At 49.4% G+C, this 13007-nt stretch carries 12 protein-coding genes; 8 read left to right on the forward strand and 4 right to left on the reverse strand.

Annotated elements, in window-relative coordinates; genetic code table 11:
• Positions 1-140: 140 nt before the first annotated feature.
• On the forward strand, positions 141-503 hold the full coding sequence (locus HP568_RS12645) for a hypothetical protein (protein WP_048036161.1): 363 nt from the start codon (positions 141-143) through the stop codon (positions 501-503).
• Between the two features lie 89 nt (positions 504-592).
• On the forward strand, positions 593-1027 hold the full coding sequence (locus HP568_RS12650) for a metal-dependent hydrolase (RefSeq protein ID WP_048036162.1): 435 nt from the start codon (positions 593-595) through the stop codon (positions 1025-1027).
• Positions 1028-1193: 166 nt separating this feature from the next.
• Here the strand turns inward: HP568_RS12650 and HP568_RS12655 are convergent, their stop codons facing one another.
• The gene (locus tag HP568_RS12655) at positions 1194-2840 is read right to left on the reverse strand and encodes a DUF6583 family protein (RefSeq protein WP_173629254.1); all 1647 of its coding nucleotides are present in this window, start codon (positions 2838-2840) and stop codon (positions 1194-1196) included.
• Positions 2841-3055: 215 nt separating this feature from the next.
• On the opposite strand from HP568_RS12655, the gene HP568_RS12660 reads away from it, so the two are divergent.
• The 6 genes from HP568_RS12660 to HP568_RS12685 all read left to right on the forward strand — a co-directional run bounded on the left by HP568_RS12660 (position 3056) and on the right by HP568_RS12685 (position 10233).
• The gene (locus tag HP568_RS12660; protein ID WP_048036164.1) at positions 3056-3970 is read left to right on the forward strand and encodes a LysR family transcriptional regulator; all 915 of its coding nucleotides are present in this window, start codon (positions 3056-3058) and stop codon (positions 3968-3970) included.
• A 97-nt stretch (positions 3971-4067) separates the two neighbouring features.
• Positions 4068-5156 carry a DUF418 domain-containing protein gene (locus HP568_RS12665; protein WP_254551185.1) on the forward strand — a complete coding sequence of 363 codons (1089 nt, stop codon included), beginning with the start codon at positions 4068-4070 and terminating at the stop codon, positions 5154-5156.
• Between the two features lie 99 nt (positions 5157-5255).
• A complete protein-coding gene (locus HP568_RS12670; RefSeq protein ID WP_048036166.1) occupies positions 5256-6359 on the forward strand; it encodes a citrate synthase/methylcitrate synthase in 1104 nt (367 codons plus the stop codon).
• Positions 6360-7014: 655 nt separating this feature from the next.
• Positions 7015-8043 carry an NADH:flavin oxidoreductase/NADH oxidase gene (locus tag HP568_RS12675; RefSeq protein WP_173629255.1) on the forward strand — a complete coding sequence of 343 codons (1029 nt, stop codon included), beginning with the start codon at positions 7015-7017 and terminating at the stop codon, positions 8041-8043.
• A gap of 147 nt (positions 8044-8190) precedes the next feature.
• Entirely contained in the window at positions 8191-8781 is a 591-nt protein-coding gene (locus HP568_RS12680) for a TetR/AcrR family transcriptional regulator (RefSeq protein WP_235617597.1), read from the forward strand.
• 72 nt (positions 8782-8853) lie between these two features.
• On the forward strand, positions 8854-10233 hold the full coding sequence (locus HP568_RS12685; protein ID WP_173629256.1) for an MFS transporter: 1380 nt from the start codon (positions 8854-8856) through the stop codon (positions 10231-10233).
• Between the two features lie 144 nt (positions 10234-10377).
• Here HP568_RS12685 and HP568_RS12690 read toward each other — a convergent pair whose 3' ends face one another.
• Genes HP568_RS12690 through HP568_RS12700 form a run of 3 tightly spaced genes read right to left on the reverse strand, consistent with a single transcriptional unit; the run spans position 10378 to position 13007 of the window.
• Entirely contained in the window at positions 10378-11193 is an 816-nt protein-coding gene (locus tag HP568_RS12690) for an ABC transporter permease (RefSeq protein ID WP_048036170.1), read from the reverse strand.
• The gene (locus tag HP568_RS12695; protein WP_173629257.1) at positions 11190-12176 is read right to left on the reverse strand and encodes an ABC transporter ATP-binding protein; all 987 of its coding nucleotides are present in this window, start codon (positions 12174-12176) and stop codon (positions 11190-11192) included. The genes HP568_RS12690 and HP568_RS12695 overlap by 4 nt, the downstream gene beginning before the upstream one ends.
• Positions 12177-12197: 21 nt before the next feature.
• Complete coding sequence (locus HP568_RS12700; RefSeq protein ID WP_048036172.1) at positions 12198-13007, reverse strand: ABC transporter permease; 810 nt, start codon at positions 13005-13007, stop codon at positions 12198-12200.

A 13007-nucleotide genomic window follows, 5' to 3' on the forward strand; every position in this document is an offset into this window, starting at 1 on the left:
CTGTAGGATTCGTTGTATCCGAATTTACGCCTGTGGAGTGTCCGATCAAATGCGAGTAGCTTCGGCCAAAGCAGACACAGAGAAGCAGGAAGCAAACAAAAGATGTGTAGACTTTTACAATCTTTTGGCAACGGGGAAGTATGAAACGATTCCGATTTGATCAGCAAGTAGGCAAAACGATTGATCGCTATAATTCCGTCCATGCGACGATTTCTCGTGTCTTGCGCACGCCCGAAGCGGTTTCGATCGGGTGTATCCATTTGAAAGCAGGCGGGGTTGTTGGCTATCATCCGGCAACTTGTCCTCAACTCTTCCTTGTCGTGAGTGGAGAAGGCTGGGTACGCGGTGAAGGTACAGAGCGCATCCCGATCCACAGTGGACAAGCGGCATTCTGGATCATAGGAGAAGGGCACGAATCAGGCAGTGAAACCGGAATGACGGCAATCGTGATCGAAGGAGATGGACTCGATCCGGAGAGCTTTATGTCCTTGTTGGAGACATAGCATCCGTTTGTATGATGGTATTGGTTTGCCATTCCACCAACCCTACATAAGCTCATTAGACTATCCTAGAAAGACGGTGTGAAAGGCGAATGAATTGGAAAACACATATGGCACTTGGTGCCATCGCAGGTTACTGCGCCTATCCTTCATGGAAGGGCAGCGTCATTGGCGCGACAATGGCACTCGTACCTGATATCGATCAGGCAAATAGCAAGCTCGGAAACTTGATGGGACCTGTATCCAAAATGCTCCAAAAAGGATTCGGTCATCGTACAGTGACACACTCATGGGTAATATTGTTCCTTCCATTTCTGCTATTCGGTGATTCTCCGGCAGCAATGGCAGCTCTGTGGGGGATATTGTCCCATCTGATCAGCGATATGCTGGTGGGCCGCATTCAGTTATTGTGGCCGTTGCGAGTGGGCTGGCTCGGCATTCGGGTGTCCAAATCGATGTATCGGACTGTGGATCGAATCGTATTTTATGTAGCGATTGTGTATATCGTGATCAAGGGTTATCAGTAGGAAGAATGGACATGGAGAAAGTACCTCCTTCAGGAGGTACTTCTATTGAATGTAATCGGAATATTTTGAACGAATCGTGATTGTAATAAAAAAGCTGACACCGGTTTAGGACCGATGCCAGCTTGCTAGTAACTATTATGAGCGAATTCTTCTTATCACGAAACAATTAAGGCATCATGAACTGTTGCACGAGCTCAGCGTTTTCAGTCATGAATTTATCTGCGTTTTGCATGACTTCTTGTTGTGCTTCCATCATTTGTTGGTCAGTCACAGTAGCGAAGTTGATGGAGTTGTCAGCAGTCATAGCTGGAATTTCCAGTGCTTTGCCAAATTCTGCTTTGGACTTCAGCTTGAAGCTAAAGCCTTTTGGCATATCTGGAGTAGGATTCGAGAAGTTTACTTTTACTGCGCCGTCTGAATCTACACCATTGTCCGTCTTCGTCTCGTTCACGGTAACATTACCGGTCAGGGCAACAGGGTTGGAGGAATATTCGTCTGCTGCTACGAGTGCAAAGTCATACTTTCCGGTTTTTTTCTTGTCTTGCTTGGTTGTCTCGAAAGTAGTCGAGAAGTCCAGAATTGGCTGGTCGGTCTCTTTTGCCAGGATGCTGAACTTGCCCTTTGTCTTGTCTTTTTCTTCTGTCGCTCTGTACGTGAAGGACATTTCGCCACTTTGCTGATCAGACAGGTTGTGCAGGGAGTAACGGTAGTACGTTTCTGCGCCTTTATCGTAGGAGACACTGCTGTAGACCAATTGATCTTTTTTCTCTTTCTCATCGAACAAGAGCTTGCGGGACAAGATTTGATGATCGCTATTTACGAGCACGACCATTTTCAATTGATCAGTTGATTTGGTGTCTGTATCATTTGTATCCTTGATGATGTCATCGAAGGCTTGCTCGTAGTTTTTCTTGAATTCTTCTTTGCTGATTTCTTCTACTTTGTAGCCGCTGTCGAGCATCAACGTAGCCACATTGTGGTAGCGGCTGTAGATCAGGTCAAACAGCTTTTGGTCTGCTTTTGCCTTCTCTGCAATTTGCTTCGTCAGAGCCGCGCCTTCTGCGTTGTTAAAAGTAACAGTGATCTCACGTGCATCTTCCTTGAGTCCTTCTTCAGAGAAAGGAACATCTTTTTTGATGCTTACCTGGCTGTCTTTGATGTTGTCAGCGTACAGCATGGCATACGGAGTCATTACTGTTTTGAGTTCATCTTGGTTGAAATTGATCGCTTCATGTAAATCGCTATAGCTTACGAAGCGCTTCGGCAGTTCCTCGCCCAGCTTTTCCTTGAGGGCATCGCGATCTTTCAGGTCCATATAAGCGTATTTAGAGTAAAACTCTGGCAGCTTGAAGCCCATAACAGAATCATTCATGAAGTACTCAAGGGTAGCCAGCTTTTTATCTTGCAGGTGAACTTCCAGGTTCCCTGATTGCTGATTTTTCTGTTCATCGATGTTGCTTTGCATCACGAGCTTCGCTTTACCTAGCATGTCGAGAATTTTTTGCGCTTCCGGGTCTGGGATCGTTGCATCTAGGGCAATTTCACTCAACTCGGTGGTGGAGTGAACTGGTTTTTCCAGATATGGCTTCATGTAGTCTTGGTATTCCCCGTAAGCTTTGGATACGTCGCTTGAAAACTTCATCATGCTCTCCGCTTCCGCTTGCAGGTAAATCGTTTTTGCGCTCTTAAACAAATCGAATTTGGCATAGGCGGTTCCTAATCCACCCAGCACAACGACAGCCGCTGCCCCCGCGATCAGCCATACTTTTTTCTTGCTTTTGCGCGGTGGGTTCACGTTTGTTGCAGTTTCCATCTTTTCTCTCCCCTTTTTGCTCTCTCTCTTTGGTGAGGCCAATGTGCGTAAGGATTTTGCGCACTCGATTTTGTATTGTACCATAAGGAGGAGAAAGGGGAACGACTTCCAGTAAAATTCTTCAAAAAAGAGGAAGAAAGACCCAAAAAGTTGCGTTCTTCCTTCTTTTGTATGCATATAGAACAAAGAAAAAGCGACAGCAGGGGGGAGATCACGTGGATTTTCGGGTGCTGCAAACGTTTATGGTGGCGGCCACGACAGAAAATTTTCACCAGACAGCAGAAGCGTTGTTCATTGCGCAGCCTACTGTCAGCCAGCATATACGACAATTGGAAAAGGAATTGGGGATCAAGCTGTTTGAACGGGTTGGCAAACGCGTTCGGTTAACGGCTGCGGGCAAACGCTACTTGCCACATGCAAAAGGACTCCTTCAACAGTGGCATAACAGTATGGAGGACTTGCAGGCTTGGAGACAGGGCTATCGGGAAAAGCTTCAGTTGGCTGTTTCACCGATTATTGCCCGTGCTCGTTTTTCCCATTTGCTGCACCGTTACACCAAGCTCTATCCTGATGTAGATATCTCCATTAAAATTGTCGACTCCGTGGAAATTGGCCCGCTTGTTCAAAATGGACAGGCTGATCTGGGCTTAACCCGGATGGTACCGGGAGAATTCCAGTTGTCTACTTATCTTTTGTACGAAGATCCTGTCGTTTTTGCAGTCCCTCACAGTGGCGGAGATATGGAGGCGCCCTTGCCAGATTGGGAGCAAGAGGTGCAAACGAACCGTTTGTTGACCCACAATCATCCGGGCTACTGGGATGAGGTGCTGTTGCTTTTGCGTCAGAGGGGGCTTTCCTTGCGTACGATGGCTGTTTCGCAGGTAGACATTACAAAGCGATTCATCGAGGATGGATTGGGCGTTTCCTTTTTGCCTCGGACGGCTGTTGATCGGGATTTGTTTGAAAACCGCTTTATCGAACTGCCCACACCTGGTCTTGTTTTGCCAAAGGTCGCTTCTTATTTGCTGGTACCAAAAGCAGGGATTAGCGAGCCAGCGCAGCATTTTATCGATATCTTGCAGTCCTTGTATCCACCGATGCCGCTTGTTCAGTCCGGTGGACGGACATAAAAGATAACAAGCCTGTAAGGTAGATGTAAGGTGAATCGATAGTTTTGACCAGCATATGTATCCTATACTGAACCCTGCTTGAAGACAGCAGGAGGGAATGACGAATATGCAGGCTGAACCAATCGCACAGAAGGATCGGATTTATTCTATTGATATTGTAAGGGGATTGGCATTGTTCGGGATTTTGCTGGTGAACTTGCCAAGCTTTATCATGTATTCGGAAGACGTTCCTCTACCAATAGAGGCGGGGATCGATGCGTGGATTCGCTTGAGCTATGATTTATTCATTCAGACGAAATTTTTCGGGATCTTTTCGTTTCTGTTTGGCTTAGGTTTTTACATTTTCATGTCAAGGGCTGAACAGCGGGGACAAAAAGTATTTCGTCTCTTCAGCAGACGGTTATTCGCGATGTTTGCCATTGGTGTGATTCACATCTTTATTTGGTTTGGTGATATTTTGGCGGTGTACGCACTTCTCGGCTTTTTACTGATGCCTTTTTATCGAAGAAAGCCTTCTACGATTCTAGCATGGGCAGGCAGCCTGGGAGGCGTGTACATGCTAACTCAAGGCGTGGCACTCGTACAGACGCTCAATGGTCAAGAAGTCTATTCGTTTGTAGCATCACTCCAGACGACACTGATACCGATCTTCGTGATGTTCCTGTTTGGTTTGTATGCGGGATCGCGCGGGTTGATTGCTCAAATTCGTGAGCATAAGCCGTTGTTGAAACGAATCGCGGCTACTACACTTGTAATCAGTCTTCCGATCGCAGCAGGGATTATGTGGGCAAGCGGTGTTGTCTATGGTCCAAAGCTTGAGCAGGTGAATAAAATATTGGTTGATCTAAGTACGCTGCCTATGGCGCTGTGCTTTATCGCCAGCTTGTTTCTGTTGCTGGATCGTGAGCTGGCAAGGAAAATTCTCCAGCCGTTTGCTTACACGGGACAAATGGGGTTAACGACTTATTTGGGTCAGACAGTCATCATGACCATTCTGATTCCTTTGTTCGGCATTACGGCCATGCCGCTATCTTCTTGGCTTTTGCTCGCGTTTCCGATCTATGCGTTTCAATTACTCGTAAGCTGGCTGTGGCTGAAGCGTTTTAATCGAGGGCCGATGGAAAAGCTGTGGCGCTTCCTGACATACGGACGTAAAAAGAAATCGGTTCCAGCTCCTGCTAACTGATTGTAAAACGTGATCAAAACTACGGTTTTCTTCTATTTCCCTTCACGATTATGAATCGATTATACTGAAGAGAAAAGAGACGAAAATGGAGTGGTGATGATGACAAAACAACATCCTTTGGCTATCGGCTTGGATGGTATCGCCGTAGCAGAAACAGACCTTAGTTTGGTGGATGGGATTAATGGACTGCTGGTGTACCGCGGTCATTGGGCGCGTGATTTGGCTATCCATCACACATTTGAGGAAGTGGCACACCTGCTCTGGTTCGGACATTTGCCTAGCGAGCAGGAGTTGACTGATTTAAAAGATAAGCTCAAAGCAAACCGTGAGCTGCCGGAGCACGTAAAGGGAATCTTGAAGCTGATCCCGGCAGATGTAGATATGATGAGTGTACTGCGTACAGGTGTTTCGGCGCTGGGCAGTTCCTCGCACGGCTTCCCGCCGACCATCGATGAGGTGATTTCGCTTGCTGCCAAGATGCCAACCATCGTTGCGTATCGCTTCGCTTGTTTGGAGGGCCGCGAGCCGTTGGCACCGAATCCGGAGCTGGACCATACAGCGAACTATCTGTATATGCTCAAGGGCGAAAAGCCAAAAGCGGCGCATGCTCGCGCACTGGATGCGTACCTGATTTTGACGCAGGAGCATGGCATGAATGCATCCACATTCTCCGGTCGTGTCGTTAGCTCGACCGAATCCGATCTGATTTCTTCCATTACGGCGGCAATCGGAACGCTGAAAGGTCCTTTGCACGGTGGAGCACCATCTGAAGTGACGGAGATGATCGAGGCTATCGGTACGAAGGAAAATGCAGAGCCATGGCTGCGCAACAAGCTGGAGAACGGCGGACGCTTGATGGGCTTCGGGCACCGCGTCTATAAAACGATTGATCCGCGTGCGACTGCTCTGCGCGTTGTTGCATCCGAGCTGTCGTCCAACGATCCATGGTTCGATCTGGCGACACACGTGGAAAAAGTAGGCTTGCAGCTGCTGGAAGAGTACAAACCAGGTCGCAAGCTGAATACAAACGTAGAGTTTTTTGCCGCAGCAGTCATGCGTGCAGTGGGTTTGGACGATAATTTGTTTACACCGACATTTGCTGTGAGCCGTGTGGTCGGCTGGAGTGCGCACATTCTGGAGCAGGCAGGCAAAAACCGCATTATTCGCCCGCAATCCAATTACATTGGCACGATGCCCGAATAATCGAGACGTGAATCATGAAAGCTATCCGTTATGCGGGTAGCTTTTTTTCGTGTTTATATATGTGGCTGCGGTGGGGAGAAGAATATTTCCAGTCTAGGCTCCAGGCTCCGTCCCACTGGAGGATTAGACTGCCCGCTCCGAAGGGATTTGCGGGGAAACGCAAAAGTGGTAGCCGCTTCGTCGCGTGGGCACGTTGCGTTTCTGTTGCCCGCAAATCCCTTCTCCGCTCGGTAGGACTTCACAAGTCGCTACGCCTGGAAATATTCTTCTCTGGCGTAACTGATGAGGTTCTTCCATCTCTTTTAAGTTATTAAAAAATCGGATCACACGGAAAGCTCGTAGAGGAAACAGGAGAAAAAAGCGAAGATCTTTGGTACACCGACCGAGCCGGAATGGAGAAAGCGAAACACGCTCTTAAGCGTCCACCTCTGAAGAACATCCTGAAAGAACTACTTTGGACGCGGTTTCGCTTTTTGCATGGAGGCGGGCAGTGAATCCCACAGCGGGAGGGACAAGAAGCTGAGCGTTTTCTCCTGTTTCCTCCCCAGCACTACAGCGGTACAAAGTCCTTTATCGTTTTGACAAAGTGCAACTTGGGATTGCAGAAGATGCTTACTTTTGGCATGATAATAAAAAAAAGTAAGGAGTGGAGCAAATGGCGTTGTTGTCTACCCCGTTTCAGTTTAAAGGACTTAGCTTGAAAAATCGGATCGTCATGCCGCCGATGTGCCAGTACTCTGTGGATGCACACGATGGAACACCAACCGACTGGCATTTTGTTCATTACGTTTCTCGTGCAGTAGGCGGAACAGGTCTGATCATTGTGGAAATGACCGATGTCGAGCCTGATGGCAGAATTTCCAACGGCGATTTGGGCTTGTGGTCTGACGAGCAGATTCCGGCGTATGCACGGATCGTCTCCGAGGTTCATAAGTATGAGACCAAAATTGGTATACAGATTGCTCATGCGGGCCGCAAAGCGGAAGACGCAGAAGTGCCTGTATCGGCGTCCGCAATTGCTTTCCCAGGGGCGCGCTACAAAACGCCACGGGCGTTGACGACAGAAGAAGTCAAACAAATGGTCGTCAAGTTCCAGGACTCTGCGAGACGTGCGGTGGAAGCCGGGTTTGACACCATTGAAATCCACGGTGCGCACGGATACCTGATTCACCAGTTCCACTCCCCTTTGACGAATCAGCGAGACGATGAATATGGGCGGGATAAAGCGCTGTTTGGCGTGGAAATTATTCAGGCGATCAAAGAGGTTATGCCAGCGGACATGCCGCTGATCATGCGCGTCTCTGCCGTAGAGTACGTGGATGGCGGGTATGGGCTGGATTACAGCACGGAGCTGTGCCGCCGTTACAAGGAAGCAGGCGTGGATATTTTCCATATATCCAGCGGTGGGGAAGGACCGATTGGTTCAGCAGGCCGTCCAGGTGTTCATCCTGGCTATCAAGTACCATTGGCACGCGCGATTAAGCAGGCATTGGATGTTCCTGTCATTGCAGTCGGCAACCTCGATGATCCAAAAGTGGCCGAAGCATCGATTGGTAATGGCGATACGGATTTGGTAGCGGTTGGTCGTGGCATGCTGCGTGACCCTTATTGGGCACTGCATGCGATTCATGAGCTGTCGGCGGATGAGTTGCAGCCACCGAAGCAATATTCAAGAGCGTTTTAATCGAGTAAAAGAGCGAGGGGCTTTCCTTTCGACTGCATGAGTCGGAGGAGAGCCTTTTTTACTTTGAGCCCCTTGACACTTTTTGGCAGTAGATTTAAGATGAATGTCAGTCAGTACTGACAATCACTTCCGGGAATGAGGATAGCAATGAGCAGCAGCAAAAGTCTTACAAGCAGCGAAAAACTGATGACAGCCGCAATCGATCTCATCGCGGAAAGAGGCTACAACGGCGTAACCACGCAAGAAATTGCCACAGCGGCAGGATTGAGCGAGAAGACGTTGTTTCGTCACTTCGGCAGCAAGCGGAATTTGCTGGAGAGCGCCTTTGACCGTTTTCATTACACGGAAGGACTGACAAAGCTTTTCGCGGAGAAGCTTACCTGGGATTTGCGCGAGGATTTGCTTTTAATCAGCCGAACGTATCACGAAATGATGAACCGCAATCGGAAAATGATCTTGATTAGCATTAAGGATGAGGCCCATTTGCCCGGCTTCCGCGAGCGGACCCAAAAGCACCCGCGACAGTTGATGGTACTGTTTACAGATTACTTCAAAGAGATGGGCAAAAAGGGCAAGATGATCCAAACGAACCCGGAGGCACAGGCGACTGCCTTTATGGTTATGAATTTCGGGGCGTTTTTGAACGATCTGGATGGCACTAGCAATTTTTCAGGGGTATCTCTGGATGCATTTATCGAAGAGAGTGTAGAGATTTTTGCTAGGGGTTTGACTCCCTAGTTTTTTTACCACTCGCATGTCAGTCAGTACTGACAGTCAAAACAAGAATCAAAGTGAAGGGGAAGATACGGCATGGAAGTGACAAAAACGCAGCAAAACAGGGACATATTAATCCGAATCTTGATGTTTACCTTGGTCATATCCTCCATGAGTGCCCTGGTGTTTAACATTGCACTCCCCGAAATTAGCAAGGAGTTTGGTTTGAGCATAGCGCAGGTGAGCTGGCTATCGACCGCATATGGATTGTTGTACGCGATCGGAACCGTGACGTATGGCAAGCTGGCGGATCGATACAAGCTCAAGAATTTGCTGACGTTCGGACTCTTGGTGTTTACGGCTGGTTCGTTTTTCGGTTTGGTCTCCGATTCCTTTGCGATGGCTCTATTCGGGAGATGCTTGCAGGCAGTAGGGGCGGCTGTCATTCCGGCTACTGCAATGCTCATTCCATTGCGATACTTCCCGCCGGAGCGCAGGGGTTCTGTTTTAGGAAGAACGGCAGTAGGATTGGCTCTTGGCGGTGCACTCGGTCCTGTGGTCGCGGCGTTAATCGTCAGCTTTGCCCATTGGCGCTGGCTGTTTTCCATACCGCTCCTGATCTTGCTTACACTGCCGTTCTACCGCAAATATCTGGACGATGAGGAGATCGCGTCTGGTGGGAAGTTTGATTGGGTGGGTGGCTCCTTACTTGCAATCAGCGTGACGTCACTGCTTTTGGGAGTAACGAATGGATCGTGGTGGTTTGCATTGGGCAGTTTGGTTACTTTGCTCCTGTTCGTCGTACGTATTCGTTCGGTAGCTGATCCGTTTGTACAGCCGAAGGTTTTTGCCAACAAGCAGTATACAATCGGGATTCTGATGGCATTTCTCATAAATGGAATGGGGATATCGCTTTATTATCTCAGTCCGCTGCTCTTGGCTCAGGTACAGCAGCTATCAACGAGCTGGATCGGTTTTGTGATGGTTCCAGCGGCCATCGCTTCGGCATTGCTTGGCCGTGTGGGAGGAAAGCTCGCGGACAGGCGGGGGAATGTTTTTTTGTATTTCGTTGCGTCTAGCTTACTGATTGGGTGCTTTGGGTTGCTGTCTACTTTTACAAGCGCCTCGGTTATAGGCATTGCGCTTTTCTTGATCCTAGGCAATGTAGGGCAGTCTTTTATGCAAATCTCGATGGCGAACTCTATCTCGAGGACGTTGACGAAGGAGCAGGCGGGAGTAGGCATGGGAATCTTTTCAATGCTGAGCTTCATTTCCATGGGGATCGCGTCTGCGGTATACAGCAAGGTTATCGATCTTGGCGCGGCTACCAATTGGAACCCGGTGAATCCTTATACGAGCGGCTTTATTTACAGCAATATTTATTTGATGATGGCCCTGATGCACGTGTGTCTTATCGTCTTCTACTACTTTCAGTTTGGTAGGGCCAAGAGACAAAGCCTTCTGGCGGATAGCTGACCTTTTGTTCACTCAGGCTTAATGCAATATGTGGTAGACTAAAAAAAGGAAGGGAGTTCCGGTTGACGGTGGAGTAAGAGGAAAGAAGAAAACGCCTTTTCCAATCAGGAAAGGGCGTTCTTTATGTAACTACTCTTTGCCCAACTAATACATCACCATGTTCCCAGTCTTTTTCATATGCTTCTCCGCTTGCTTCAACAACACGACGGTCGCCGTCACGAGCACCAACAAGACGGCGGCTAGAAGTCCCATACTCGGCAGCATTGTTTGCAACGACGCTCCCTCCATCAGCAGCTCGCGAATCAACTGAAGGGCGTAGGTCAGGGGAAAGCAAAAGGAAATGACCTTGGCCCAAACCGGAAAGGCCATCGGGGGCAGACGGACACCGGAAAAGATCAGCATCGGTTCATCCAGAACGGTGTAGAGAAAGCTCGAATCGCGTGAAAACAGAAAGAGCACACAGAGAAAGCCGCCCCAGACGATGGCCGATACCAGCAAGATGAGGAAGGCGAGTGGAGGCGCCCACCAGCCGCTCAGTTGAATGCCATCGACAAAAAACAAGGCTAGCAGGACAAAGCAAAAGAACAGCCAGACCCCTTCGATCAGCGAGGAAAGCGAGCGCCCATACAGAAAAGCGAGCCGGTTGACCGGGCTGATGAAGATCATTTCCATGGTCCCTGCTTGCCGTTCAAAGCTCATTTGCCACGACGACTGTACCAGGCACCAATAAAAGATGTAGCCTAAATAGCCAGTCAACAGGAACAGCGGCAACTGCTCGTAGCTAATGAACCGGGCAAGAGGGGAATCAGCTCCCATCCGAAACGGGGCAAATGAATAATACGCGGTCACGAAATTGATGACGGGCCAGACCAAGAGCGAGAAGTAGATCATTTTGCTGTGAAACGAATGGCGATGCTCCTTGATGATTTCGGCCAAAAGCAGGCTACCTAGCTGTTTCATGCCCCCCTCCGATCTGCCATGTGCAGGATGACGTCCTCCAGTGATGGCTGTTGGGTAGAGAGACGCAAGACAGGGGATTGATGAGCAGCCAAGAGGGAAAGCAGCGGAGTCGTCATATCCGTTTTTCCCCGTAACGTCACTTCCCAGGTTTGCTCGTCTGTTTCTGCGATTTCACGCGAGCCGCCGTAATCCAGAGCTAGCTGGCGCAGATCGTAATCGAGCGAGTCGGAAAGTGAGGGGATCACTACCTGTAAGGCAGTATCCAGGTGGAGCGATTTGGTCAGGTGCTCCGGTGTATCATGCGCTACAAGCCTTCCTTTATCGATGATATATACCTCGTCGCAAAGCTCTTCTACCTCATGAATGTAGTGGCTGGTCAACAAAATGGCTTTTCCATGCTGAGAAGCGAGCTCACTCACATGCTTGCGAAGCTGCCGGGCGATGGGGGCGTCCAAGCCGAGAGTCGGTTCGTCCAGGAACAGGTAACGCGGATCATTGATCAGGCCGCGGGCGATTTGCAGTCGCTGCTTCATGCCCTTGGAATAACGCTCGACGGGAGTGTTGGCAGCCTCATACAGGCCAACCTGCAAGAGCAATGAATCGATCCGATGGCGCAAGGCCTGCCCTTGCAAACCGTACAGACTGCCGAAATATTGCAGGTTTTCCCGCCCTGTCAGCCGCCAGTACAGCATGCGCTCGCCCCCTGCGATCATGTTGACCTTGGCCTTGACGAACCGATCGTCCTTAACCGCGTCATATCCGTCTACCGTGATCGTGCCGCTGGTCGGGGTGAGCAGTGTGGAGCACATCTTGATTGTGGTTGTTTTTCCTGCGCCATTAATGCCTAACAATCCAATGATTTTGCCGGGTACCATGCGAAAGGACAGATCAGCAACTGCCTCGACCTCTGTCCATTGCTGGCGAAACCAGCCTTTTTTCTCCTTCACCCGGTATACCTTCCGTACATTTTCTGCAATCAGCATGATTGTTGACCTCCTCGTTCGTTATCCAAAAATCGATTCCATGACGCGTTTTTCCATCCGACGTATGCCCCACACCCCAATGACGAGATAGATGAGGGACAAGGCTGCCATATGAAAAAGCTGTGGGGAAACAGCATGCAGCGGCGCTCCTTGAATCACGCATTGCCGAAATGCATCCAGCGCAGGCGCGAGCGGCATGATAAGACCGAGTGGTTGCACCCATTCAGGCAAATACGGAATCGGAAACGTCACCCCACTGACAAAGGCCATCACAGCAAACAGCGTGTTTTGTGTGATGTACGTATCGCGGAACCAAAGCATGAGACTGCCCAATACGAGCGCCTGGCAAAAGAAAGCCCCTGTAGACAATATCCAGACAAGGACGGCGCTCCATACGTTCGTATGAGAGAGCGTGAGTCCGAACAACGCCCCTACAAGAACAATCACGGAAAATTCGAACAAAGTACGCATGAGCTGTTGAGCGACATTCCCCAAAAAGTACCCCCTGCGCAAGGAAGGGGTGAGTAATACCGCCTCCAAGGTCCCTTCCCGCAGCTCTGTAATGAGTGAGCGGCTGACATTCATCAAGGTAGAGACGGCAAACGCATAAAAAGCTCCGCCGAGGATGGCGTACGACAAGTAATCGGACGAGCCGGTGAGATGTGCGAAATTCTCGTCCAACTGCCCGGCAAATACATAGTGATAAGCGAAGAAGGCGAACAGCACCGTATATACCCCGGAAAAAATGTGGCCGATGACAAACGACCACGGATAGGCACGAATCATTACGCGGGTATTGCGGATAAAGGTAGCTTTGGCGACATGAAACAC

The organism is Brevibacillus sp. MS2.2 (genome assembly GCF_013284345.1).
Taxonomy (GTDB): Bacteria; Bacillota; Bacilli; order Brevibacillales; family Brevibacillaceae; genus Brevibacillus; species Brevibacillus brevis_C.

Bases quoted from the DNA above. Each gene is read 5' to 3' on its own strand.
- HP568_RS12690 (WP_048036170.1), bottom strand. From the start codon at position 11,193: ATGAAACAGCTAGGTAGCCTGCTTTTGGCCGAAATCATCAAGGAGCAT.
- HP568_RS12645 (WP_048036161.1), top strand. From the start codon at position 141: ATGAAACGATTCCGATTTGATCAGCAAGTAGGCAAAACGATTGATCGC.
- HP568_RS12670 (WP_048036166.1), top strand. From the start codon at position 5,256: ATGACAAAACAACATCCTTTGGCTATCGGCTTGGATGGTATCGCCGTA.
- HP568_RS12685 (WP_173629256.1), top strand. From the start codon at position 8,854: ATGGAAGTGACAAAAACGCAGCAAAACAGGGACATATTAATCCGAATC.
- HP568_RS12650 (WP_048036162.1), top strand. From the start codon at position 593: ATGAATTGGAAAACACATATGGCACTTGGTGCCATCGCAGGTTACTGC.
- HP568_RS12655 (WP_173629254.1), bottom strand. From the start codon at position 2,840: ATGGAAACTGCAACAAACGTGAACCCACCGCGCAAAAGCAAGAAAAAA.
- HP568_RS12675 (WP_173629255.1), top strand. From the start codon at position 7,015: ATGGCGTTGTTGTCTACCCCGTTTCAGTTTAAAGGACTTAGCTTGAAA.
- HP568_RS12680 (WP_235617597.1), top strand. From the start codon at position 8,191: ATGAGCAGCAGCAAAAGTCTTACAAGCAGCGAAAAACTGATGACAGCC.
- HP568_RS12665 (WP_254551185.1), top strand. From the start codon at position 4,068: ATGACGAATATGCAGGCTGAACCAATCGCACAGAAGGATCGGATTTAT.
- HP568_RS12695 (WP_173629257.1), bottom strand. From the start codon at position 12,176: ATGCTGATTGCAGAAAATGTACGGAAGGTATACCGGGTGAAGGAGAAA.